15 protein-coding genes and 1 pseudogene are annotated in these 22,456 nt (G+C 70.3%); 6 read left to right on the forward strand and 10 right to left on the reverse strand.

Annotated elements, in window-relative coordinates:
• The first annotated feature begins 258 nt into the window (after positions 1-258).
• Positions 259-1,020, forward strand: a complete 762-nt coding sequence (locus ACIO1C_RS35165) for a response regulator (protein WP_401871699.1) — start codon at positions 259-261, stop codon at positions 1,018-1,020.
• Between the two features lie 23 nt (positions 1,021-1,043).
• Here ACIO1C_RS35165 and ACIO1C_RS35170 read toward each other — a convergent pair whose 3' ends face one another.
• Both ACIO1C_RS35170 and ACIO1C_RS35175 read right to left on the reverse strand, forming a co-directional pair.
• Positions 1,044-2,240, reverse strand: coding sequence for a winged helix-turn-helix domain-containing protein (locus ACIO1C_RS35170; RefSeq protein ID WP_401871701.1), 1,197 nt, complete (start codon positions 2,238-2,240; stop codon positions 1,044-1,046).
• Between the two features lie 112 nt (positions 2,241-2,352).
• Positions 2,353-2,934, reverse strand: a complete 582-nt coding sequence (locus ACIO1C_RS35175) for a GNAT family N-acetyltransferase (RefSeq protein ID WP_401871704.1) — start codon at positions 2,932-2,934, stop codon at positions 2,353-2,355.
• 240 nt (positions 2,935-3,174) lie between these two features.
• On the opposite strand from ACIO1C_RS35175, the gene secA reads away from it, so the two are divergent.
• Entirely contained in the window at positions 3,175-5,997 is a 2,823-nt protein-coding gene (gene secA, locus ACIO1C_RS35180) for a preprotein translocase subunit SecA (protein WP_401871706.1), read from the forward strand.
• Between the two features lie 78 nt (positions 5,998-6,075).
• Here secA and ACIO1C_RS35185 read toward each other — a convergent pair whose 3' ends face one another.
• Positions 6,076-6,420 carry an Rv3235 family protein gene (locus ACIO1C_RS35185; protein WP_401871730.1) on the reverse strand — a complete coding sequence of 115 codons (345 nt, stop codon included), beginning with the start codon at positions 6,418-6,420 and terminating at the stop codon, positions 6,076-6,078.
• 453 nt (positions 6,421-6,873) lie between these two features.
• Here ACIO1C_RS35185 and ACIO1C_RS35190 point away from each other — a divergent pair, with 453 nt between their 5' ends.
• The 3 genes from ACIO1C_RS35190 to ACIO1C_RS35200 all read left to right on the forward strand — a co-directional run bounded on the left by ACIO1C_RS35190 (position 6,874) and on the right by ACIO1C_RS35200 (position 13,656).
• A complete protein-coding gene (locus tag ACIO1C_RS35190) occupies positions 6,874-7,380 on the forward strand; it encodes a DUF6912 family protein (RefSeq protein ID WP_401871709.1) in 507 nt (168 codons plus the stop codon).
• A gap of 70 nt (positions 7,381-7,450) precedes the next feature.
• Entirely contained in the window at positions 7,451-8,122 is a 672-nt protein-coding gene (locus ACIO1C_RS35195) for an HAD family hydrolase (RefSeq protein ID WP_401871711.1), read from the forward strand.
• Between the two features lie 437 nt (positions 8,123-8,559).
• The gene (locus tag ACIO1C_RS35200; protein ID WP_401871714.1) at positions 8,560-13,656 is read left to right on the forward strand and encodes an NAD-glutamate dehydrogenase; all 5,097 of its coding nucleotides are present in this window, start codon (positions 8,560-8,562) and stop codon (positions 13,654-13,656) included.
• 98 nt (positions 13,657-13,754) lie between these two features.
• Here ACIO1C_RS35200 and ACIO1C_RS35205 read toward each other — a convergent pair whose 3' ends face one another.
• On the reverse strand, positions 13,755-14,504 hold the full coding sequence (locus ACIO1C_RS35205) for an ABC transporter ATP-binding protein (protein ID WP_401871732.1): 750 nt from the start codon (positions 14,502-14,504) through the stop codon (positions 13,755-13,757).
• 67 nt (positions 14,505-14,571) lie between these two features.
• Positions 14,572-15,531 (reverse strand): ABC transporter permease, encoded by a 960-nt coding sequence (locus ACIO1C_RS35210; RefSeq protein ID WP_401871717.1) that lies wholly within the window; start codon positions 15,529-15,531, stop codon positions 14,572-14,574.
• Positions 15,532-15,669: 138 nt separating this feature from the next.
• Between ACIO1C_RS35210 and ACIO1C_RS35215 the strand changes: the two genes are divergently transcribed.
• Positions 15,670-16,281 (forward strand): TetR/AcrR family transcriptional regulator, encoded by a 612-nt coding sequence (locus tag ACIO1C_RS35215; RefSeq protein ID WP_401871720.1) that lies wholly within the window; start codon positions 15,670-15,672, stop codon positions 16,279-16,281.
• Between the two features lie 80 nt (positions 16,282-16,361).
• On the opposite strand, the gene ACIO1C_RS35220 is transcribed toward ACIO1C_RS35215, so the two are convergent.
• The 5 genes and pseudogenes from ACIO1C_RS35220 to ACIO1C_RS35240 form a co-directional block, all read right to left on the reverse strand.
• The gene (locus ACIO1C_RS35220) at positions 16,362-17,951 is read right to left on the reverse strand and encodes a CDP-glycerol glycerophosphotransferase family protein (RefSeq protein ID WP_401871735.1); all 1,590 of its coding nucleotides are present in this window, start codon (positions 17,949-17,951) and stop codon (positions 16,362-16,364) included.
• An 80-nt stretch (positions 17,952-18,031) separates the two neighbouring features.
• A pseudogene (locus tag ACIO1C_RS35225) lies at positions 18,032-18,349 on the reverse strand (glycosyltransferase family 2 protein); the annotation flags it as partial.
• A 133-nt stretch (positions 18,350-18,482) separates the two neighbouring features.
• Positions 18,483-19,364: a carbohydrate ABC transporter permease gene (locus ACIO1C_RS35230; RefSeq protein WP_401871722.1), complete on the reverse strand. Its 882-nt coding sequence runs from the start codon at positions 19,362-19,364 to the stop codon at positions 18,483-18,485.
• Positions 19,361-20,728: a carbohydrate ABC transporter permease gene (locus ACIO1C_RS35235; RefSeq protein ID WP_401871725.1), complete on the reverse strand. Its 1,368-nt coding sequence runs from the start codon at positions 20,726-20,728 to the stop codon at positions 19,361-19,363. Before ACIO1C_RS35235 ends, ACIO1C_RS35230 begins: the two co-directional genes overlap by 4 nt.
• Before the next feature lie 4 nt (positions 20,729-20,732).
• The gene (locus tag ACIO1C_RS35240) at positions 20,733-22,133 is read right to left on the reverse strand and encodes an ABC transporter substrate-binding protein (protein WP_401871728.1); all 1,401 of its coding nucleotides are present in this window, start codon (positions 22,131-22,133) and stop codon (positions 20,733-20,735) included.
• Positions 22,134-22,456: the final 323 nt, after the last annotated feature.

Here is a 22,456-nt window from a genome sequence, read left to right on the forward strand (position 1 = left end):
GCGCCGGCGCCGGGGGCCCGCGCGGCGGGGGGGGCCGGGGTGGCCCCCCCCCCCGGGCGCGGCGCCCGCCCCCCCCCCCCCCGGCGGGGGGGCCCCGGCGCCCGCCGCCCCCCCCCCCCCCCACCACCGTGTGGTGGCGGCGTCACCGCTGCGGGGCCCGGGCATGAAATCATGGCGTCGCAAGCCAACAGGTGGTCTGCGAACTGCGGTTGGCCGGCACTCATGAACTTCGGGCCATGGCCTTCAGGGGGAGGAACGATGGCGGACAGCTTCGGGCCGGTGCACCACACGGACGACGCCGGCCACAGGGTCGGGGGTCCGGGGCCGGACGCCGACGCGGACCGGGGCGGGTCACGCAAGGAGCCGATCCGGGTCCTCGTGGTGGACGACCACGCGCTCTTCCGCCGGGGCCTGGAGATCGTCCTGGCGCAGGAGGAGGACATCCAGGTCATCGGGGAGGCGGGCGACGGCGCGGAGGCCGTCGACAAGGCGGCCGACCTGCTGCCGGACATCGTGCTGATGGATGTACGGATGCCCAAGCGCGGCGGAATCGAGGCCTGCACCTCCATCAAAGAGGTGGCACCCAGTGCCAAAATCATCATGCTGACGATCAGCGACGAGGAGGCCGACCTCTACGACGCGATCAAGGCGGGTGCGACCGGTTATCTCCTCAAGGAGATCTCCACCGACGAGGTGGCCACCGCCATTCGCGCCGTGGCCGACGGGCAGTCGCAGATCAGCCCTTCCATGGCGTCCAAGCTGCTGACCGAGTTCAAATCGATGATTCAGCGCTCCGACGAGCGAAGACTCGTTCCGGCGCCGCGTCTCACCGAGCGGGAGCTGGAAGTCCTCAAACTGGTCGCCACGGGAATGAACAACCGTGATATCGCCAAGGAGTTGTTCATCTCCGAGAACACCGTGAAGAACCACGTCCGCAACATTCTGGAGAAGCTGCAACTGCACTCCAGGATGGAGGCCGTGGTCTACGCGATGCGGGAGAAGATCCTCGAAATCCGCTGACGGCCGGCGTGTGCGGCCGTACGTCAGAGCGCGGTGAGCGCCTCCGCCAGGGCGCCGCGCAACGCGGGCGCGTCGACCCGCTCCACCCGTACGTCCGAGCAGCCGACCCACTCCGCCGCCTCGCGCAGCGCCTGGGCCATCGGGAGCACGGCTTTCGGGGTGTCCAGCGAGACGTGCTTGGCGACGAGTGTCTGCCCCTCGCGCGCCGGGTCGACGCGCCCCAGCAGCCGGCCGCCGGACAGCAGCGGCATCGCGAAGTAGCCGTACACCCGCTTGGGCTTGGGGACGTACGCCTCCAGGCGGTGGGTGAAGCCGAAGATCCGCTCGGTGCGCGCCCGCTCCCAGATCAGGGAGTCGAACGGGGACAGCAGTGTTGTACGGTGCCGTCCCTTCAGGGGGCTCGCCAGCGCCTCCGGGTCGGCCCAGGCGGGCTTCGTCCAGCCCTGGACCGTCACCGGGACCAGCCCCGAGTCCGCGATCACGCCGTCGACCTGCTCGCCCTTGAGCCGGTGGTAGTCCGCGAGGTCGGCGCGGGTGCCGACGCCCAGCGAACGGCCCGCGAGCCGGACCAGGCGGCGAAGGCACTCGGTGTCGTCCAGGTCGTCGTGGAGGAGATCGCCGGGGACGGCGCGCTCCGCCAGGTCGTACACCCGCTTCCAGCTCCGGCGGCCGGTGCAGACCACCTCGCCGTGCATCAGCGCCCGCTCGACGGCGACCTTGGCCTCCGACCAGTCCCACCAGGGGCCGCCGTTCTTGGCGCCGCCCAGCTCCGTGGCGGTCAGGGGGCCCTCCGCGCGCAGCTGCTTGATCACCGCTTCGTACGCGCCGTCCGCCAGTTCGTGGTACCAGTTCGGGCGGGCCCGGTAGGCGCGGCGGCGGAACGCGAAGTGCGGCCACTCCTCGATCGGCAGGATGCAGGCGGCGTGCGACCAGTACTCGAAGGCGTGCGGGCGGTTCGGCGCTCCGTCGGCGCCCGGGGGCGTCCAGTAGGCGTCCTCGACGGTTCTGCGGCCCACCGCGCCCAGGCGCGCGTACGGGATCAGCTCGTGCGAGCGGGCCAGGACCGAGATCGTGTCCAGCTGGACGGCCCCGAGGTGGCGCAGCACACCCCGGACCCCGCCCCGGCGGTCCGGGGCGCCGAGGAATCCCTGGGCGCGCAGCGCGATACGGCGGGCCTCGTCGGCGGACAGCTCGGCGGCGGGCGGCGGCACAGTCGTCATGTCCGCACGATAGACGGAGGCACTGACAGCGGATCGCTCACGGGGGACGGGGCAGGTCCGGCGCGCGGGGCCGTCCACGGGGGACGTCGCTGGGCCGTCCACGGGGGACGGGTCAGGGCCGGGCGGGCAGGTACGGGTAGGTGCTCGGCAGGCCGACGTCGGACGGGAGCACCGCGCCGATCCAGCAGTCACGCAGTGTGCCCTTGTTGAGCAGCCCCGCGCGCAGCGTGCCCTCCATCACAAAACCGGACTTCTCGGCCACCGCGCGTGAGCCGGTGTTGCCGACCTCGGCGCGCCACTCCAGCCGTATCGCGCCCAGCGTCGTGAAGGCGAACCTGGTCAGCGCGGTCACGGCCTCCGTCATGTAGCCGTGGCCCCGGTGCTCCTTCGCGGTCCAGTAGCCGATCTCCCAGGTCCCGGCCCTGGGGTGGTGCAGCGAGACGGCGGCGACCAGCGGCCCACCGAGTGCGCTTTCCCCCCGCCGCACGGCGAACGTGTACTCGGTGTCGTCGCGCCAGCCGTCCGGGACCAGCCGACCGACGAACTGTTCGGCGTGCCGGCGCGCGTACGGGGAGGGGATCGTCGTCCAGCGCCGGATCGCGGGGTCCTGGCAGGCCTCGAAGACGGCGTCCGTGTCGTCCGGCGTGAAGGTGCGCAGTGTCAGACGCTCGGTCGTGAGGGTGAGGGGCTCCATGTACGGATTCTGGTGATCGCCGGCCCGTGGCGCGAGCACTTTTCGTGTCTCACCGGCACCTTCCACGCGTCCCGCGCGTTCTCATTGCGGGTGACAGCAGGCCTGCGTGACAGCGGCCCTCCCGGCGCAGGCGGGTCCTCGCTTACGATGGCCGATGCGGTGGGGCCCGCCTGCCGTGCCCGCGCCCGTGTTCCTATACGACCCACGTGCCAGGCCCGACCGGCAAGGAGACCAGCCTCAGTGTCCGTCTTCAACAAGCTCATGCGTGCAGGCGAAGGCAAGATCCTGCGCAAACTGCACCGCATCGCGGACCAGGTCAACTCCATCGAAGAGGACTTCGAGAACCTCTCCGACGCCGAGTTGCGGGCGCTCACCGACGAGTACAAAGAGCGCTACGCCGACGGTGAGAGCCTGGACGACCTGCTTCCCGAGGCCTTCGCGACCGTCCGTGAGGCGGCCAGGCGTGTCCTCGGCCAGCGTCCTTACGACGTCCAGCTGATGGGTGGCGCCGCGCTGCACCTCGGCTACGTCGCCGAGATGAAGACCGGTGAGGGCAAGACCCTCGTCGGCACCCTGCCCGCCTATCTGAACGCGCTGTCGGGGAAGGGCGTCCACCTGATCACGGTGAACGACTACCTGGCCGAGCGCGACTCCGAGATGATGGGCCGCGTCCACAAGTTCCTGGGCCTCACCATCGGCTGCATCCTGGCCAACATGACGCCCGCGCAGCGCCGCGAGCAGTACGCGTGCGACATCACGTACGGCACGAACAACGAGTTCGGCTTCGACTACCTGCGCGACAATATGGCGTGGTCCCAGGAAGAGCTGGTCCAGCGCGGTCACAACTACGCGATCGTGGACGAGGTCGACTCGATCCTCGTGGACGAGGCGCGTACGCCGCTGATCATCTCCGGCCCCGCCGACCAGGCCACCAAGTGGTACGGGGACTTCGCCAAGCTCGTCACCCGCCTCACCAAGGGCGAGGCCGGCAACTCCCTCAAGGGCATCGAGGAGACCGGCGACTACGAGGTCGACGAGAAGAAGCGCACGGTCGCCATCCACGAACCAGGTGTCGCGAAGGTCGAGGACTGGCTGGGCATCGACAACCTGTACGAGTCGGTGAACACCCCGCTCGTCGGTTACCTGAACAACGCGATCAAGGCCAAGGAACTCTTCAAGAAGGACAAGGACTACGTCGTCATCGACGGCGAAGTCATGATCGTGGACGAGCACACCGGCCGTATTCTCGCCGGCCGCCGCTACAACGAGGGCATGCACCAGGCGATCGAGGCCAAGGAAGGGGTGGACATCAAGGACGAGAACCAGACCCTGGCGACCATCACCCTCCAGAACTTCTTCCGCCTCTACGGCAAGCTCTCCGGCATGACCGGTACGGCCATGACCGAGGCCGCCGAGTTCCACCAGATCTACAAGCTGGGCGTCGTGCCGATCCCGACGAACCGGCCGATGGTCCGCATGGACCAGTCCGACCTGATCTACCGCACCGAGGTCGCCAAGTTCGCGGCGGTCGTGGACGACATCGCGGAGAAGCACGAGAAGGGGCAGCCGATCCTGGTCGGCACCACCTCGGTCGAGAAGTCCGAGTACCTCTCCCAGCAGCTCAGCAAGCGCGGCGTGCAGCACGAGGTCCTCAACGCCAAGCAGCACGACCGGGAGGCGACGATCGTCGCCCAGGCCGGCCGCAAGGGCGCCGTCACGGTCGCCACGAACATGGCCGGCCGTGGTACGGACATCAAGCTCGGCGGCAACCCCGACGACCTCGCGGAGGCGGAGCTGCGCCAGCGCGGCCTGGACCCCGTCGAGCACGTCGAGGAGTGGGCCGCGGCCCTGCCCGCCGCGCTGGAGAAGGCCGAGAAGGCCGTCCAGGCCGAGTTCGAGGAGGTCAAGGACCTCGGCGGGCTCTACGTGCTGGGCACCGAGCGGCACGAGTCGCGCCGTATCGACAACCAGCTGCGTGGCCGGTCCGGACGCCAGGGCGACCCCGGCGAGTCCCGGTTCTACCTGTCGCTGGGCGACGACCTGATGCGGCTGTTCAAGGCGCAGATGGTCGAGCGTGTCATGTCGATGGCGAACGTCCCGGACGACGTGCCCATCGAGAACAAGATGGTGACGCGCGCGATCGCCTCGGCCCAGTCGCAGGTCGAGCAGCAGAACTTCGAGACGCGGAAGAACGTCCTCAAGTACGACGAGGTCCTCAACCGGCAGCGTGAGGTCATCTACGGCGAGCGCCGCCGCGTCCTGGAGGGCGAGGACCTGCACGAGCAGGTGCGGCACTTCATGGACGACACGATCGACGCGTACATCCAGGCGGAGACCGTCGAGGGCTTCGCCGAGGAGTGGGACCTGGACCGGCTGTGGGGCGCCTTCAAGCAGCTCTACCCGGTGAAGGTCACCGTCGAGGAGCTGGAGGAAGCGGCCGGCGACCGGGCGGGCATCACCGCCGAGTTCATCGGCGAGTCCATCAAGGACGATATCCACGACCAGTACGAGGACCGGGAGAACCAGCTCGGCTCCGACATCATGCGTGAGCTGGAGCGGCGCGTGGTGCTGTCCGTCCTGGACCGCAAGTGGCGTGAGCACCTCTACGAGATGGACTATCTCCAGGAGGGCATCGGCCTGCGGGCGATGGCCCAGAAGGACCCGCTGGTCGAGTACCAGCGCGAGGGCTTCGACATGTTCAACGCGATGATGGAGGGCATCAAGGAGGAGTCCGTCGGCTACCTGTTCAACCTGGAGGTCCAGGTCGAGCAGCAGGTCGAGGAGGTCCCGGTGCAGGACGCGGCGGAGCGTACGTCGCTCACCAAGGACGCCACGGTGCCCGCCACGCGTCCCGAGATCCGCGCCAAGGGCCTGGACGCCCCGCAGCGGCCGGACCGGCTGCACTTCTCCGCCCCCACGGTTGACGGCGAGGGCGGCGTGGTCGAGGGCGACTTCCAGAACGCGGACGGGCCGACGCGCTCCACGTCGGACGGGCTGACGCGCGCGGAGCGCCGCAAGGCGCAGAAGGGCGGGGCCCAGGGCGGCCGCCGTCGCAAGAAGTAGGTCCTGACGGGGCCCTGACGGGCCACGACGGACGACCGGGCCGGGGTGCGCACACGCGATGCGCGCCCCGGCCCGTTCTCATGTCCGGTCGCCGCCCAGCTCGACCGCGGCGCACCGCCAGCGCAGATCGGCGCCCCGCTCCAGCCGGAAGGCGAGGGCCCGCACCTGTGCGCCCGCGGCGATGCTGGCGGACGCCTCCAGGACGCCGGGGCGCGGCTCGAAGCTCCGGCACGTACGGACGACGGGGTGCACGCCGCGCGCCCTCAGCGGGGTGCCGGGGGCGAGGCGTACGAGCTGCTCGTACGCGGGTCCGACGGTCTGGCCGAGCATCCAGTGGACCGGCCGCCGGCCGCTGAGGACGGCGAGGAGGCGCTCGGCGAACAGCTCGTGGGGCGGGACGTGGCGGCGGCGCTGGGGGCCCACGGTGCCGGGCCTGCGCTGATCACGGCGGCCCGGTGGCCTGGAGGGCCCCGTGGACCTCGTGGCCCCTGCCGCTGTTGTCCCTGTCCCGGGACCGCCGGCTCCCCTGACGCCGCCGGTCTCCGTGCTGCCCGCGCCGCCGGTCCCGGCCGCCGTGCTCGTTCCTGTCGTGGTCACGCAGATCGCCCCCGTTCTGCCCGTCCGGTTCGAATACCGGTCGGTAACTTGTGATGGGGATCTTCTACGGGCCCGGGGAGACCGTGGCAAGAGCCGTGCGCGGGCGTGCCGCGCGGTCGCGATGTCACCTATCCGGGTGACGGGCGGTCCGTAGGGCCCCGGCGGCGGCAGGGAGGACGGTTCCCAGGTGGACGCCGGAGGACCTCGTACGCGTCACCCCCACGAGGGATTCCCGCACGTATCCTTAGGCGCTCACCCGACTAGGAAAGTGGTCAGCCCATGCGCGTCTATGTCCCCTCGACCCTCCCTGGTCTCGCGGAGGCGCACAAGACGGGCGAGCTGGGCCCCGGGCCGCTGACGGCCTACGCGGTGACCCCCGGGCTGCGCGAGTGGTACGTCTCCGACGACATTGAGGAGCTGGAGTACGCGGCCCTCAACCGGGCCGCCGCCGCCTCGCTCCGGCTGCTCGCCGCGGATCCGGCCGCCGCACGCCGCCGGGTGGTCGTCGCCGTCGACGTCCCCGACAAGGAAGCCGTCTCCGACCCGGACCGCGGCCTCGACTCCGCCGGGCTGGGCGAGGTGCGGATCGCCGCGGCCGTACCGCTCGCGAAGGCCGCCGCCGTCCACGTCGACGCGGACGACGCGGACACCGACGTGTCGGCCGCGGCCGCCGCGCTGGGCGCGGCCGACCACGGGGACGACGACGCCCAGTTCGTCGTGGACGGCGCCGAGGACCACGAACTGCTCTGGTACGGCGTCCAGGAGATCGACCGCCTCATCGGCTGACGGGCCGGCCGGGACCCGTACGGCCCGTGGCCACTGCACCGATGTCAGTGCCGGGCGGTACGGTTTTGCCATGGGGAAGCAGAACACGCATCTGGTCTGGGACTGGAACGGCACACTCCTGGACGACATCCAGGCGGTCATCGGGGCGACCAACGCCGCTTTCGGCGAGATCGGCCTGGAGCCGATCACCCTGGCGCGCTACCGCGAGCTGTACTGCGTGCCCGTGCCGGTCTTCTACGAGCGGCTGATGGGACGGCTGCCGACGGACGCCGAATGGACCGTCATGGACGAGACCTTCCACCGGCACTACACGGAGCGGCGCGTCGGCTGCGGCCTGACGTCGGGCGTCGAGGAACTGCTCGCCGGCTGGACACTGGCGGGCCGCAGCCAGTCGCTGCTGAGCATGTACGGCCACGAGGAGCTGGTCCCCGTGGTGCGGGGATACGGCATCGAGAGCCACTTCGTACGGGTCGACGGGCGCACGGGCCCCTCCGGGGGAAGCAAGGCACTCCACATGGAGCGCCATCTCGTCGCCCTCGCGTCGGCCGGCGCGATATCGCCCGAGCGCACGGTGGTCATCGGCGACGCGGTGGACGACGCGGTGGCGGCGGCGCATGTGGGCGCGCGGGCGGTGCTGTACACGGGCGGGTCGCACAGCAGGACCAGCCTGGAGACCGCGGGTGTCCCGGTGGTGGACTCCCTGGAGGAGGCGGTGGCGGCGGCGCAGGATCTGGTGGGCTGAGAGAGGTCCCCTGGCTTCTGCCCGGTGTGCGGTGCCGCTTACCGATGTCCTCAATCGCCGGACGGGCTTGATGGGGTCGGAGCTGTTCGGAACAGTCCCGAGCCCTTGTGTCGCTGGCCGGAGTGTCAAACTTCACGGTGCGCTTTTGTACACATGCGGCTCATGACGGCGCCCCGGTGGAGAGCGATAGCCTGGGGCAGTGATCAGCGCGATATGCCGTGGGGGCAGCGAAGCCCCCCGTCTGCGCCCGGAGCGCCACCGCGCCCGGGCCGTCGTCGATCTCCGTTATCCGGACCGGCCGTCAAAATTGGCCAATAACGTCCCGGACATCTCTCATCGCGGCATAACGTCGACCCCGACCGGAAACCCCGCGTCGTGGCGTTGTGGCGCTTCCTTCATCTACGTCACGCAACGGCGCGCGACAGGAGCCAGAGGACATGCAGACCAAGCTGGACGAAGCCAAGGCCGAGCTGCTCGAACGGGCGGCCCGGGTCGCTGAGAACAGCCCGGCGGGGGAGACCGGAGGGCTGGGGGGCACTCCCCTGGCGGACCAGGCCGCGGCCGGGTCCGCGGACGGGGGGCGTTCCGGACAGGACGCGCTTCTCGCGTACCTCCAGCGCTACTACCTGCACACCGCTCCCGAAGACCTGGCCGACCGCGATCCGGTCGACCTCTACGGCGCGGCGCTCTCCCACTACCGACTGGCCGAGAACCGACCGCAGGGGACCGCCGACGTGCGGGTCCACACCCCCACGGTCGAGGAGAACGGCTGGGCGTCCAGCCACACCGTCGTCGAGGTCGTCACCGACGACATGCCCTTCCTGGTCGACTCCGTCACCAACGAGCTGTCCCGCCAGGGCCGCGGCATCCACGCCGTGATCCACCCGCAGGTCGTTGTCCGCCGCGACGTCACCGGCAAGCTGATCGAGGTGCTCCCCGACGGCCCCGCCGCCGGGGCGGAGCGTCCGCACGACGCGCTCACCGAGTCCTGGATCCACGTCGAGATCGACCGCGAGTCCGACCGCGACGACCTCCAGCAGATGGCCTCCGACCTGCGGCGCGTCCTGTCCGACGTACGGGAGACCGTCGAGGACTGGGACAAGATGCGCGAGGCCGCGCTGCGCATCGCCGAGGAACTGCCCAGCGAGCCGACCGCCGACGACCTGCGCGTCCAGGAGATCGACGAGGCCAGGGAGCTGCTGCGCTGGCTCGCCGCCGACCACTTCACGTTCCTCGGCTACCGCGAGTACCAACTGACGGACACCGACTCCCTGTCCGCCGTGGCCGGCACCGGCCTCGGCATCCTGCGCTCCGACCCGCACCACAGCGAGGACGACGACCACCCGGTCAGCCCGTCGTTCAGCCGGCTGCCCGCCGACGCCCGCGCCAAGGCCCGTGAGCACAAGCTGCTCGTCCTCACGAAGGCCAACAGCCGCGCCACCGTGCACCGCGCCGGCTATCTCGACTACGTCGGGGTGAAGAAGTTCGACGACAAGGGCAACGTCGTCGGCGAGCGCCGCTTCCTGGGCCTCTTCTCCTCGGCCGCGTACACCGAGTCCGTCCGCCGGGTGCCGGTCGTGCGCCGCAAGGTCGCCGAGGTCCTGGAAGGCGCCGGCTACTCGCCGAACAGCCACGACGGCCGCGACCTGGTGCAGATCCTGGAGACGTACCCCCGCGACGAGCTGTTCCAGACGCCGGTCGACCAGCTGCGCTCGATCGTCACCAGCGTCCTCTACCTCCAGGAGCGCCGGCGGCTGCGGCTGTACCTGCGCCAAGACGAGTACGGGCGGTACTACTCCGCCCTCGTCTACCTGCCGCGCGACCGGTACACCACCGGCGTCAGGCTGCGGCTGGTCGACATCCTCAAGGAGGAACTGGGCGGCACCAGCGTCGACTTCACCGCGTGGAACACCGAATCGATCCTCTCCCGGCTGCATTTTGTCGTCCGGGTCCCGCCCGGCACCGAGATCGGCGAGCTGACCGACGCGGACGCCGACCGGATCGAGGCCCGGCTCGTCGAGGCCGCCCGCTCCTGGGCGGACGCCTTCTCCGAGGCGCTGAACACCGAATGCGGCGAGGAGCGCGCCGCCGGGCTGCTGCGCCGGTACGGGGGCGCCTTCCCCGAGGGCTACAAGGCCGACCACACCCCCCGGGCCGCGGTCGCCGACCTCGTGCACCTGGAGGCGCTCACCAACGACGGGAAGGACTTCTCGCTCTCCCTGTACGAACCGGTCGGCGCGGCCCCCGGCGAGCGGCGCTTCAAGATCTACCGGCTGGGCGAGCAGGTGTCCCTCTCGCGCGTCCTGCCCGTGCTCCAGCGGCTCGGGGTCGAGGTCGTCGACGAGCGGCCTTACGAGCTGCGCTGCGCGGACCGTACGCACGCCTGGATCTACGACTTCGGCCTGCGGATGCCGGTGAGCGGCCTCGGCGGCGAGACCCGCGCCGACGACGCCCGCGAGCGCTTCCAGGAGGCCTTCGCGGCCGTCTGGACCGGCGCCGCCGAGAACGACGGCTTCAACTCCCTGGTCCTGGAGGCCGGGCTGAGCTGGCGCCAGGCGATGGTGCTGCGCGCGTACGCCAAGTACCTGCGCCAGTCCGGGTCGACGTTCAGCCAGGACTACATGGAGGACACCCTCCGTACGAATGTCCACACCACGCGGCTGCTGGTCTCGCTCTTCGAGGCGCGGATGTCGCCGGGCCACCAGCGCGCCGGCACGGAGCTGACGGACGGGCTGCTGGAGGAGCTGGACGGGGCGCTGGACCAGGTCGCGAGCCTGGACCAGGACCGGATCCTGCGGTCCTTCCTCACGCTCATCAAGGCCACGCTGCGGACGAACTACTTCCAGAGCGCGAGCGAGGGAAGCGACAAGAGGGGTCAGTCCGCGAGCCTGGACACCGGCACGACGGACAAGACCGGCGAGGCCGAGAGGTCGGAGAAGGCCGGGACGGCCGACAAGAAGGCCGCGGTCGCCAAGCACCACACGTACGTGTCGATGAAGTTCGACCCGCAGGCCATCCCCGACCTGCCGGCCCCCCGGCCCGCGTACGAGATCTGGGTCTACTCCCCGCGCGTCGAGGGCGTGCACCTGCGCTTCGGCAAGGTCGCGCGCGGCGGGCTGCGCTGGTCCGACCGGCGGGAGGACTTCCGTACGGAGATCCTCGGCCTGGTCAAGGCGCAGATGGTCAAGAACACGGTGATCGTGCCGGTCGGCGCCAAGGGCGGCTTTGTCGCCAAGCAGCTGCCCGACCCGGCCGCGGACCGGGACGCGTGGCTGGCCGAGGGCATCGCCGCGTACAAGATCTTCATCTCGGCGCTGCTCGACATCACGGACAACATGGTGGCGGGCGCGGTGGTGCCTCCTACGGACGTTGTCCGGCACGACGAGGACGACACCTACCTGGTCGTCGCCGCGGACAAGGGCACGGCGAGCTTCTCCGACATCGCCAACGCGGTCGCGGTCGCGTACGACTTCTGGCTCGGCGACGCGTTCGCCTCCGGCGGCAGCGCCGGGTACGACCACAAGGGCATGGGCATCACGGCCCGCGGTGCCTGGGAGTCCGTCGAGCGGCACTTCCGCGAGCTGGGCCACGACACCCAGTCCGAGGACTTCACGGTCGTCGGCGTCGGCGACATGTCGGGTGACGTGTTCGGCAACGGCATGCTGCTCTCCGAGCACATCCGGCTGGTCGCGGCCTTCGACCACCGGCACATCTTCATCGACCCGCACCCGGACGCGGCCACCTCCTTCGAGGAACGCCGCAGGCTCTTCGGACTCCAGCGCTCCTCGTGGGCCGACTACGACAAGGCGCTGCTCTCGCAGGGCGGTGGCATCCACCCCCGTACGGCCAAGTCGATCCCCGTCAACACCCACGTCCGCGAGGCGCTCGGCATCGAGCCCGGCGTCACGAAGCTGACCCCCGCCGAGCTGATGAAGGCGATCCTCCAGGCCCCGGTGGACCTGCTGTGGAACGGCGGGATCGGTACGTACGTCAAGGCCTCCACGGAGACGGACGCGGACGTCGGCGACAAGGCCAACGACGCGATCCGGGTCAACGGCGAGGACCTGCGGGTCAAGGTCGTCGGCGAGGGCGGCAACCTGGGGCTGACCCAGCTCGGCCGCATCGAGTTCGCCCGCCGGGGCGCCGGCGGCGAGGGCGGCAAGGTCAACACCGACGCCATCGACAACAGCGCGGGCGTGGACACCTCCGACCACGAGGTCAACATCAAGGTCCTGCTCAACGGCCTGGTGACGGAGGGGGACATGACGGTCAAGCAGCGCAACAAGCTGCTGGCCGCGATGACCGACGAGGTCGGCGCGCTCGTGCTGCGCAACAACTACGCGCAGAACACCGCGCTCGGCAACGCCCTTATCCAGTCGCCGTCCCTCCTCCACGCCCACCAGCGCTTCATGCGCAGGCTGGTGCGGGACGGGCACCTGAACCGCGCGCTGGAGTTCCTGCCGACCGACCGGCAGGTCAGGGAGCTGCTCAGCGCCGGCAAGGGACTGTCCCAGCCCGAGCTGGCCGTGCTGCTCGCGTACACCAAGATCACGGTGGCGGAGGAGCTGATCCACACGGATCTGCCCGACGACCCGTACCTGCGCAAGCTGCTGCACGCGTACTTCCCCGCGCCGCTGCGGGAGCAGTTCGCCGAGCAGATCGACGGGCACGCGCTGCGCCGCGAGATCATCACGACGGTGCTGGTCAACGACACGGTGAACACGGGTGGTTCGACGTTCCTGCACCGGCTCCGCGAGGAGACGGGGGCGTCGATCGAGGAGATCGTACGGGCGCAGACCGCGGCCCGGGAGATCTTCGGCCTGGGCGCGGTGTGGGACTCCGTCGAGGCGCTCGACAACAAGGTCGAGGCCGACGTCCAGACCCGGATCCGGCTGCACTCGCGCCGCCTGGTCGAGCGTGGCACGCGCTGGCTGCTGGGCAACCGGCCGCAGCCGCTGGAGATCGCGTCCACGATCGAGTTCTTCGCGGCCGGGGTGGAGGAGGTCTGGGCCCAGCTGCCCACGATGCTGCGCGGCGCGGAGCTGGAGTGGTACCAGCGCATCCTGGACGAGCTGACCACGGCGAACGTGCCGGAGGAGCTGGCCCTGCGGGTCGCCGGGTTCTCGTCCGCCTTCCCGACGCTGGACATCGTGGCGATCGCGGACCGTACGGGACAGGACCCGCTGGGCGTCGCCGAGGTGTACTACGACCTCGGGGACCGGCTGCGGATCACCCAGCTGATGGACCGGATCATCGAGCTGCCGCGGGCCGACCGCTGGCAGTCCATGGCCCGCGCCTCCATTCGCGAGGACCTGTACGCGGCGCACGCGGGGCTCACCGCGGACGTGCTGTCCGTGGGCGACGCCAACTCGACTCCCGAGGAGCGCTTCAAGGCGTGGGAGCAGAAGAACGCGGCGATTCTCGGCCGGTCGCGCACGACGCTGGAGGAGATCCAGAGCTCCGACGCGTTCGACCTGGCGAACCTGTCGGTGGCGATGCGGACGATGCGGACGCTGCTGCGGACGCACAGCTGAGCCGGGCCGCTGGGCCGAGTCGCTGACTCACGCCGCGCCCCGGCCGCCGGACGAGCTGTCAGCTCGTCGGGCGGCCGGGGCGCGGTACCGCTTCGTTCCTACTTCTTGCCGCCCGAGAACTTCTGGTAGGCGGCGACCACCTCTTTCGCGGGGCCGTCCATCCGCAGGACACCCGATTCCAGCCAGAGCGCGCGGTCGCAGGTCTCGGTGATGGTGCTGTTGCTGTGACTGACGAGGAAGACCGTGCCGGCCTCCTTGCGCAGCTCGGCGATGCGCTCCTTGCTGCGGCGCTGGAACTTGGCGTCCCCGGTGGAGAGCGCCTCGTCGATCAGCAGGACGTCGTGGTTCTTGGCGGCGGCGATGGAGAAGCGCAGCCGGGCGCCCATGCCCGAGGAGTACGTCCGCATCGGCAGCGAGATGAAGTCGCCCTTCTCGTTGATGCCGGAGAACTCCACGATGTCCGCGTACCGCTCGCGGACCTGCTCGCGGGTCATGCCCATGGCCAGGCCGCCGAGGATGACGTTGCGCTCGCCGGTGAGGTCGCCCATCAGCGCCGCGTTGACGCCGAGGAGGGAGGGCTGGCCCTCGGTGTGGATCAGGCCCTGACTCGGCGGCAGCAGCCCGGCGATGGCCTTGAGCAGGGTCGACTTGCCGGATCCGTTGGAGCCGATGAGGCCGATGGCCTCGCCCTTGTACGCGACGAAGCTGACGCCCTTGACGGCGTGCACCTCGCGGACGCCGGGGGCCGCGCGGCGGGAGGCGATACGGCTGAGCGCGGAGGTCGCGGAGCCTTTGCCGCCCTTGGTGCCGTGGACCTTGTACGTGATGTGGACACCGTCGACGATCACGGTGGGGGTGGGTTCGGGGGCGGGAGTGGCCCGTGTTTCGGCCTTGGTGAGGTCGGTCTTGGTGGGGTCAGCCACGTCCGTACTCCTCCTCTGCCTTCCAGAAGTAGACAAAGCCGCCGACTCCGACCACAAGCGCCCAGCCGAGGGCGATGGCCCAGACGTGCTCGGGCAGTTTGTCGGAGCCGAAGCTGTCGATGAGGGCGAAGCGCATCAGGTCGATGTAGACGGCGGCGGGGTTCCACTGGAGGAGCAGGGCCACCGAGTGCGGCAGCTTCCCGGACACCTTGTCGATGCTGTACATCACGCCGGAGACGTACATCCAGGTGCGCAGCAGGAAGGGGGTCAGCTGGGCGATGTCCGGCGTCTTGGCGCCGAGCCTGGCCATGATCATCGAGAGCCCGGCCAGGAACACCGACTGGAGCAGCAGCGCGGGCGCCGCCAGCAGCCAGCTGAGCGTCGGGTACTGCCCGAAGCAGACCAGGATCCCGGCCAGCGCGGCCATCGAGAAGAGCAGCTGCTGGAGCTGCTGGAGGGCGAAGGCCAGGGGCAGTGAGGCGCGGGGGAAGTGCAGGGCCCTGACGAGGCCCAGGTTCCCGGAGATCGCCCGGGTGCCCGAGGTGATCGCGCTGGACGTGAAGGTCCAGATGAAGACGCCGGTGACCAGGAACGGGATGTAGTCCGGCACGCCGTGCTTGGTGTTCAGCAGGATGCCGAAGATGAAGTAGTAGACCGTCGCGTTGAGCAGCGGGGTCATGATCTGCCAGACCTGGCCGAGTTTCGCCTGGCTGTACTGCGACATCAGCCGGGCGGTCGCGAACGCGGTGATGAAATGGCGGCGCGACCAGAGCTGGCGGACGTAGGCGGGCAGGGAGGGGCGCGCTCCGCTGACGGTCAGGCCGTGGCGGGCGGCGAGGGCGGCCAGGTCCGTCCCCGGCGGCAGGAGACCGGTTCCGACCTGGGCGTTCTCGCCCTTGTTGTCGGGGTCCTGTCCGGGGTTCGGCGTGGTGGGGGAGATCGTCTGGCTCACAGGTACCGCTTTCGACGGTGGCTGGGTCGACGCAGGCGATGGAACGGGTCCGTATCGTCGCAACGTCGATGCTAGGACGATTTTCCGACGGAACGCAACCGTAGCGTCGTGACGCCTTGGTCAAGCTATGCTCAACTCATGACCACGGATCCGCGCACTTCACGCCGCGTACCCGCGGGAGCCGCCGTGCTCCGGGAGGACGTGACCGACGCCATCCGCGCCGCGGTGTTCGAGGAACTGGCCGCGGTCGGGTTCGCCCGGATGTCGATCGAGGGCATCGCGCGCCGGGCCGGGGTCGGCAAGACCGCGGTGTACCGCCGGTGGAAGTCGAAGCTGGCGCTCGTGCTGGACCTGCTGTCCGTCTTCGCCGCGCAGGGCCTGCCCGCGCCGGCGACCGGGTCGCTCTACGGGGACGTACGGGCGCTGCTGGAAGTGGCCTCGCACGCGTTGCGCCATCCGGTGGCCTCGCAGGTCATCCCGGACCTGCTGGTGGAGGCGGCGCGCCACCCGGAGATCTCCGACGCGATCAAGACGGCGCTGCTGGACGGCCAGCAGGGGATCGCGGCGGTGATCGTGCGGGAGGCGGTGGAGCGGGGGGAACTGCCGGAGGGCACGGACCCGGACCGGGCGCTGGACCTGACCGTGGGGCCGCTGTACTGGCGGCTGGTGGTGGTCAGGAACGACCTGCCCAAGGGGTATCTGGACATGCTGGCGGCGTCGGCGGTGGCGGCGCTCAAGGGTGGGTCATAGGCCAGGGCTGGGTCGTAGGCCAAGGGTGGGGCGTGGGCCAAGGGTGGGGCGCAAGCCCCGCCCCCGGGGGGATCGGGGCGTCAGGTCAGGAACACGTGGCGCACCACCCGTTCCGCCGCCCCGGCGTCCGCGTACGGGCAGAAGCGGGCCCGGAACGCCGTCCTGAGCTGGGTCGAGCGGGAGCCGCGCCAGTGGTCCGTGGTGAAGATGTCGATCAGTTCGTCCTCGGTACGGGCCACCGCGCCCGGCGGGAAGGCGCGCAGGTCCACGGAGGTGCCCCGGACCGCCTCGAAGACCTGGCGGTCGGCGTGGTGCAGGACGATCGGCCGGTCCAGGTGCGCGTAGTCGAACATCAGCGGCGCGTAGTCCGTGATCAGCGCGTCCGAGACCAGACAGAGCACCTCGGCGGACGGGTGGTCCGACACGTCCATGATCCGGGGGTGGGGCGCGGCGGGGGCCACCCGGGTCAGGACGACATAACGCGGGCCCAGGGACCGGGCGAGGCGTTCCAGGTCCAGTGACGGCGTCTGCGTGCGCTGGTGGTCGCGGTGCGCGGGGGCGTACAGGACCGTGGTGAAGCCCTCCGGGATGCCCAGGGACTCCCTCAGGCCCGGCACGTCGGCCGGGGCGTGCAGGGTGTCGTGGCGGGGGTGGCCGTATTCGAGGGTGGTCGCGGGGGAGGGGTACGCCTTCTCGTGGGTCAGGGTGGCGTGGCGGTTGGCCGAGAGCGTGTAGTCCCACCTGGCCGCGTCCTTGAGCAGCCGGGGGAGGTCGGCGGGTACCGCAGGGCGGTCCGCCAGGTCCAGGCCCACGGACCCGAGCGGGGTGCCGCGGTGGGTCTGGAGGAGCGTCTGGCCGGGGCGTTTGACCAGCCGGGGATCGAAGGGGGTGTTGCTGGTGAGGTACGCGGACCTGGCGAGCGCGGTCCAGTACGCGAAGGAGTCCGGGTCGGTGAGCCAGGACGTGCGGAGGCCCGGCGCCAGTTCACGCACCTTCCGCTCGATCGCCGCCGGGTCGCCGCCGGGTCGCCGCCGGGGCCGTACGTGGCGAAGGCCGCGCGGTCCGCGCGCAGCGGAAGCCGGCGCTGGAGGGCGTAGTGGAGGCGCAGGGCCACCGCGCGCACGGCGCGGCGCACGGCGGTGGTCGTACGGCGTGCGCGGGCGCGCAGGACGCGGGCCGCCCGCAGGACGGCGTACGTACGGTGGGCGCCGTGGCGCAGCAGGGGGTGGCCGTCGGTCGTGTCCGGGGTGCGGTAGCGGCGGTGGTGGGCGCGGGCCCGCCGGAAGAACGCGGCGCGCGGCCGGGCGGTGGCCGCCAGCAGCGCGAGGTGGTCGAGCATGCGGTCGTGCACGACCGGACGCCAACGGGACTCCTCGGGGCGGCCGGTGAGGAAGGCGAACACGCGGTCGTACTGGTCGAAGACGTCCAAGGGCGCCGACAGGGGCGCGGGCAGCGGGAGTTGGCGCTCCACCACGCACACCTGGTCGAGAGTCACGATCGACGCGGCCGTCATCAGCACCGGGTAGGTCCAGGCGACGTCGGAGAAGTGGCCGGGCGGGAAGGTGAGGCCCGCGCTCTCGGTGAACTCCCTGCGGTACGCCTTGTCGGTGGCCGTCAGCAGGAACGCCAGGGCGTCCGGGGCGCCTTGCTCGGTGAGCGTGGCCAGGCACGTGGTGCGTACGGTCCCGTCCGACGGGTGCGCGACGGCGTGGTCATGGACGAGGACGTCGGGGCTGTCCGTCTCCTTGAGCCGGTCGGACATGGCCTGGAGCGCGCCGGGTACGAGGGTGTCCCGGCCGTCGAGGAAGATCACGTAGTCGGCGGTGGCGCGGGCGAGTCCGGCGTCGCGCGCCGGTCCTGTGCCCGCGTGCGCGGTGAGCCGGACCGGCGTGACCCGGGGGTCGCGGGCCGCGCACGCCTCGGTGATCTCGCCGCAGGCGTCGGGCGAACCGTCGTTCACCACGATCAGTTCCAGGTCGTCGCACGTCTGCGTCAGTACCGATCCCAGGCAGTCCTGGAGGTACGCCTGGACCTTGTACGCGGTGACGATCACGCTGAACCGGGGCATGGCCCGGGAACGTCCTGACGGGCGCCGGGGTTACGCGGGGCGGGCCGAACGGGGGACGGGGCCGCGCGGGACGCCGTACGGGAGAACGCGCCGGGGAGGAGTGAATCCTCCCCGGCGCGCTGTCACTTGACGGCTACTTGACGGCCCCCGCCATCACGCCCGTCACGAACTGCCGCTGGAACGCGAAGAACACGACCAGCGGGATCACCATCGACACGAACGCCCCGGGCGCCAGCACGTCGACGTTGTTCCCGAACTGCCGTACCTGCTGCTGGAGCGCGACCGTGATCGGCGGATTCTTGGAGTCCGCGAAGACCAGCGCCACCAGCATGTCGTTCCAGACCCAGAGGAACTGGAAGATGCCCAGCGAGGCGATGGCCGGGCCGCCCAGCGGCATCACCACCCGGGTGAACAGCCTGATCTCCCCCGCCCCGTCGAGGCGCGCCGCTTCGAGCAACTCCCGGGGGATCTCCGCGAAGAAGTTGCGCAGCAGGAAGATCGCGAAGGGCAGACCGAAGGCGACGTGGAAGAGGATCACGCCGAAGGTCGTCTCGAAGATGCCGACGGCGCCGAAGAGTCTCGACACCGGGACGAGGGCGACCTGCACCGGCACGACCAACAGGCCGACCACCACCAGGAACCACCAGTCGCGCCCCGGGAAGTCCATCCAGGCGAAGGCGTATCCGGCGAGCGAGCCGATCACCACGACGAGCAGGGTCGCCGGGACGGTGATCAGGATCGTGGAGAAAAGGGAGTTGGTGATGACGTCGTTGTCGAGGAGCCGGGAGTAGTTCTCCGTGGTCAGTTGCGCGGGGGCGGTGAAGACCTGCCACCACCCGCTCGCGCTGATGTCCGTGGAATCACGCAGCGAGGAGAACAGCAGCCCGATCGTCGGCATCAGCCAGAACAGCGCGACCAGGAGCAGGAAGACACGCAGCACGCCGCCGCCCGCCCGCGCCGCGAGCCGGGCCGCGAGGGACTGCTTCGCCTTGACCGCGGGCTCGGTCGTGGTCATCGGCGAGTCTCCTTTCGCATCCTGCGGACGTTGAACAGCATCACCGGGATCACCAGCAGGAGCAGCAGTACGGCGATGGCGCTGCCGACGCCGAGATCCGCGTCCGTGCCGAACGACGACCGGTAGAGCTGGAGCGCCAGGACGTTGGCGTCGTCCTGGGACGAGCCGGGCGCGATGATGAAGACCAGGTCGAAGATCTTCAGCACGTTGATCATCAGGGTGACCATGACCACCGCGAGGACCGGGGCGAGCAGCGGCACGGTGATCCGGCGGAAGACCTGCCACTCGTTGGCGCCGTCCACCCGTGCCGCTTCGAGCAGTTCACGCGGCACGCTCGCCAGGCCCGCCGCGATGAGGACCATCGCGAAGCCCGCCCACATCCACAGGTAGCTGCCGATGATGGCGGGGGTGACCAGATTCGGCCCGAGCCAGTTCACCCCGTTGTACGGCTCCCGGAAGTTCGAGGCGGGCAGCCGGAGCTGGGCGCCGTCCGCCTCGGCGGGGAGGGTGAACGTACCGTCGGCGGCGGCCTTCGTGCTCGCGACGACCTTGCCGTCCTTGACCGCCTCGACCTTGATGCCCTTGAGGCCCAGCTCCGACGCGTCGATGACGTTGGGCTTCCCGCCGCCGCCCCGGGTGAAGTCCAGCCAGGCGGTGCCGTTGACCGTGTTGCCGGAATCGTCGGACGATTGAGGCGCCTTGGCCCGCTGGGCGTCGGACGGCATCACGTCCGGGGCCACGCCGACCAGCGGCAGCTGTACGGCCGTTCCCGCCCGGACCGGCTCCGTGGTGACAAACGCGCCGCCGCCCGCCGCCTTCAGCGGGTGCACCGGCAGCGGATGCGCCTTGGGGAAGCCGGCCGAGTCGCTGAACGTGTCGTGCACGCCCACCCAGACGGCATTGGCGATACCGCGCTCCGGGTCCTGCTCGTACACGAGCCGGAAGATGATGCCTGAGGCGAGCATCGAGATCGCCATCGGCATGAAGACCACGAGCTTGAACGCCGTGCCCCAGCGCACCCGTTCGGTGAGCACGGCGAAGATCAGGCCCAGGGCGGTGGCGACCGTCGGGGCCACGACGACCCAGATCGCATTGTTCTTGACCGCCGTGAGGATGGTGTCGTCGGTGAATATCTCGACGTAGTTGTCGAGCCCGGCGAAGCTGCCGCCGGACTTGTCGAAGAAGGACCGGTAGACCGAGAACCCGATGGGGTAGACCACGAGCGCGCCCAGCAGCACGAGCGCCGGCAGCAGGAAGCCGGCCGCGATTGTCTTACGTGTGCCTGTCACGCTCTTGCGTTTGTTGCCCGGGGCGGAGGGCACCGGCGTGGTGCCCGTGGTGCCCTCCGCTGTCGCCGACGTCATCCCGTCAGCTCGAGTACGCCTTGGCCGCGTCCGACTCCAGCTTCCGCTGGGCCCCCGCGACGTCCTTCGGGTTCTTCAGGAAGTCCTGGAGGGCCTTCCACTCGCCCTTGCCGGGCGTACCGCCGAACGACTGCGGCATCTGGTCCGACATGTCGAAGCGGAAGTCGTCGCCCGCCGCGATCAGCGCCTTCGCGATGTCCCGCTGGACGTCGTTCGGGTACGCGGCCACGTCCAGGGCCTTGTTGGGCGAGAGGAAGCCGCCGGACTCCGCCCAGATCTTCGCGGCGTCCGGGGAGGCCAGGAACGTCAGCAGCGCCTGGGCGCCCTTGGAGTCCTTGAGCGCCACGGCCGCGTCGCCGCCGGTCACCACGGGGGCGTCGGGGCCGACCGCGGGGAAGGGGAAGACCTTGGCGTCCGTACCGATCTTGGCCTCGGTCTGGCCGATGTTGACGCCGACGAAGTCGCCCTCGAAGACCATCGCGCCCTTCGGCTGGTCGCCGCCGGTGAAGGTCTGGGTGACGGACGCGGGGTACTCCGTCTGGAGCGCGCCGTCCGCGCCGCCCGCGATCAGCGCGGGCTTGCCGAAGAGCTGGCCGAGCGTGGTCAGCGCGTCCCGCACCGAGCCGTCGGTCCACTTGATCTTGTGCTGCGCGAGCTGGTCGTACTTCTCCGGGCCCGCCTGGGAGAGGTAGATGTTCTCGAACCAGTCGGTGAGCGTCCAGCCGTCCGCGCCGGCGACCGACACCGGGGTGACTCCCGAGGCCGAGATCGTCTCGGCGGTCGTCAGGAAGTCCTTCCAGGTCTTGGGGACCGCGGCGCCGGCGTTCTCGAACGCGGCGTTGTTGTACCAGACCAGGGACTTGTTGGCGGCCTTGAAGTACACGCCGTACTGGGTGCCGTCGACCGCGCCGAGGTCCTGCCAGCCCTTGTCGTAGTTCTTCGCGAGCTGGGCCTTCGCCTCCGCGCCGACCGGCTTGGCCCACTTCTTCGCCACGGCCTGCTGGATCGCGCCCACCTGCGGGAGCATCGCCACGTCGGGCGGACTGCCCCCGGCGATCTTCGTACCGAGGAAGTTGACGATCGGGTCCTGCGCGGGCACGAACGTGACGCTCGCGCCGGTGCGCTTCTCGAACTCCTTGAGGACCTTGGTGAAGTTCTCCTGCTCGGGGCCGGTCCAGACCGCCGCGACCTCGATCTTCTCCCCGTCGAGCTTGGGCAGTTGGACCGTGGCGGCCGGCGCCTTGCTCGCCGGCTTCTCCGTGTCCGTGCCCTTGTCGTCGTCCGAGCCGCCGCAGCCCGCGAGGGTCACGGCGCCCGCGGCGACGATCGCCACGGCGACCGTGCGGGTGGTACGTGTGCTGGTACGTGTGGCAAGAGCCCTACGTGCTGTACGAGTTGTGCGCATCGCTGCCCCGTCTCTCCCGTGCGCGCCTGGTTCTACGCATACGGAACCGGCGTCGCAGCCGTGACGTGGCGGCGCCGCTCTCGTCCCGTGCGCACAGTCCTACGCCGGGTGACCGGACGCCGCAATACTGCGTTCACGGCCAACTCGGTGATCGTGATGGGCTCGTGACGTGCCACAACGGGGTTCGGCGGACGTATGGGGATCTTGTGTGTCTTAGGGGCGGACACGCCCTAGTCTTCTGAGTCAGGAATTCTGTTCAGATGTTTAGACTTGGCCTGTGGCACGTACTGGACGGCCGAAGGCCGAGTTGGTTCTGTCGGACG

It is taken from the genome of Streptomyces sp. NPDC087420 (assembly GCF_044744165.1).
GTDB lineage: Bacteria > Actinomycetota > Actinomycetes > Streptomycetales > Streptomycetaceae > Streptomyces.

Bases quoted from the DNA above. Each gene is read 5' to 3' on its own strand.
- ACIO1C_RS35165 (WP_401871699.1), top strand. From the start codon at position 259: ATGGCGGACAGCTTCGGGCCGGTGCACCACACGGACGACGCCGGCCAC.
- ACIO1C_RS35170 (WP_401871701.1), bottom strand. From the start codon at position 2,240: ATGACGACTGTGCCGCCGCCCGCCGCCGAGCTGTCCGCCGACGAGGCC.
- ACIO1C_RS35175 (WP_401871704.1), bottom strand. From the start codon at position 2,934: ATGGAGCCCCTCACCCTCACGACCGAGCGTCTGACACTGCGCACCTTC.
- ACIO1C_RS35190 (WP_401871709.1), top strand. From the start codon at position 6,874: ATGCGCGTCTATGTCCCCTCGACCCTCCCTGGTCTCGCGGAGGCGCAC.
- ACIO1C_RS35195 (WP_401871711.1), top strand. From the start codon at position 7,451: ATGGGGAAGCAGAACACGCATCTGGTCTGGGACTGGAACGGCACACTC.
- ACIO1C_RS35200 (WP_401871714.1), top strand. From the start codon at position 8,560: ATGCAGACCAAGCTGGACGAAGCCAAGGCCGAGCTGCTCGAACGGGCG.
- ACIO1C_RS35215 (WP_401871720.1), top strand. From the start codon at position 15,670: ATGACCACGGATCCGCGCACTTCACGCCGCGTACCCGCGGGAGCCGCC.
- ACIO1C_RS35230 (WP_401871722.1), bottom strand. From the start codon at position 19,364: ATGACCACGACCGAGCCCGCGGTCAAGGCGAAGCAGTCCCTCGCGGCC.
- ACIO1C_RS35235 (WP_401871725.1), bottom strand. From the start codon at position 20,728: ATGACGTCGGCGACAGCGGAGGGCACCACGGGCACCACGCCGGTGCCC.
- ACIO1C_RS35240 (WP_401871728.1), bottom strand. From the start codon at position 22,133: ATGCGCACAACTCGTACAGCACGTAGGGCTCTTGCCACACGTACCAGC.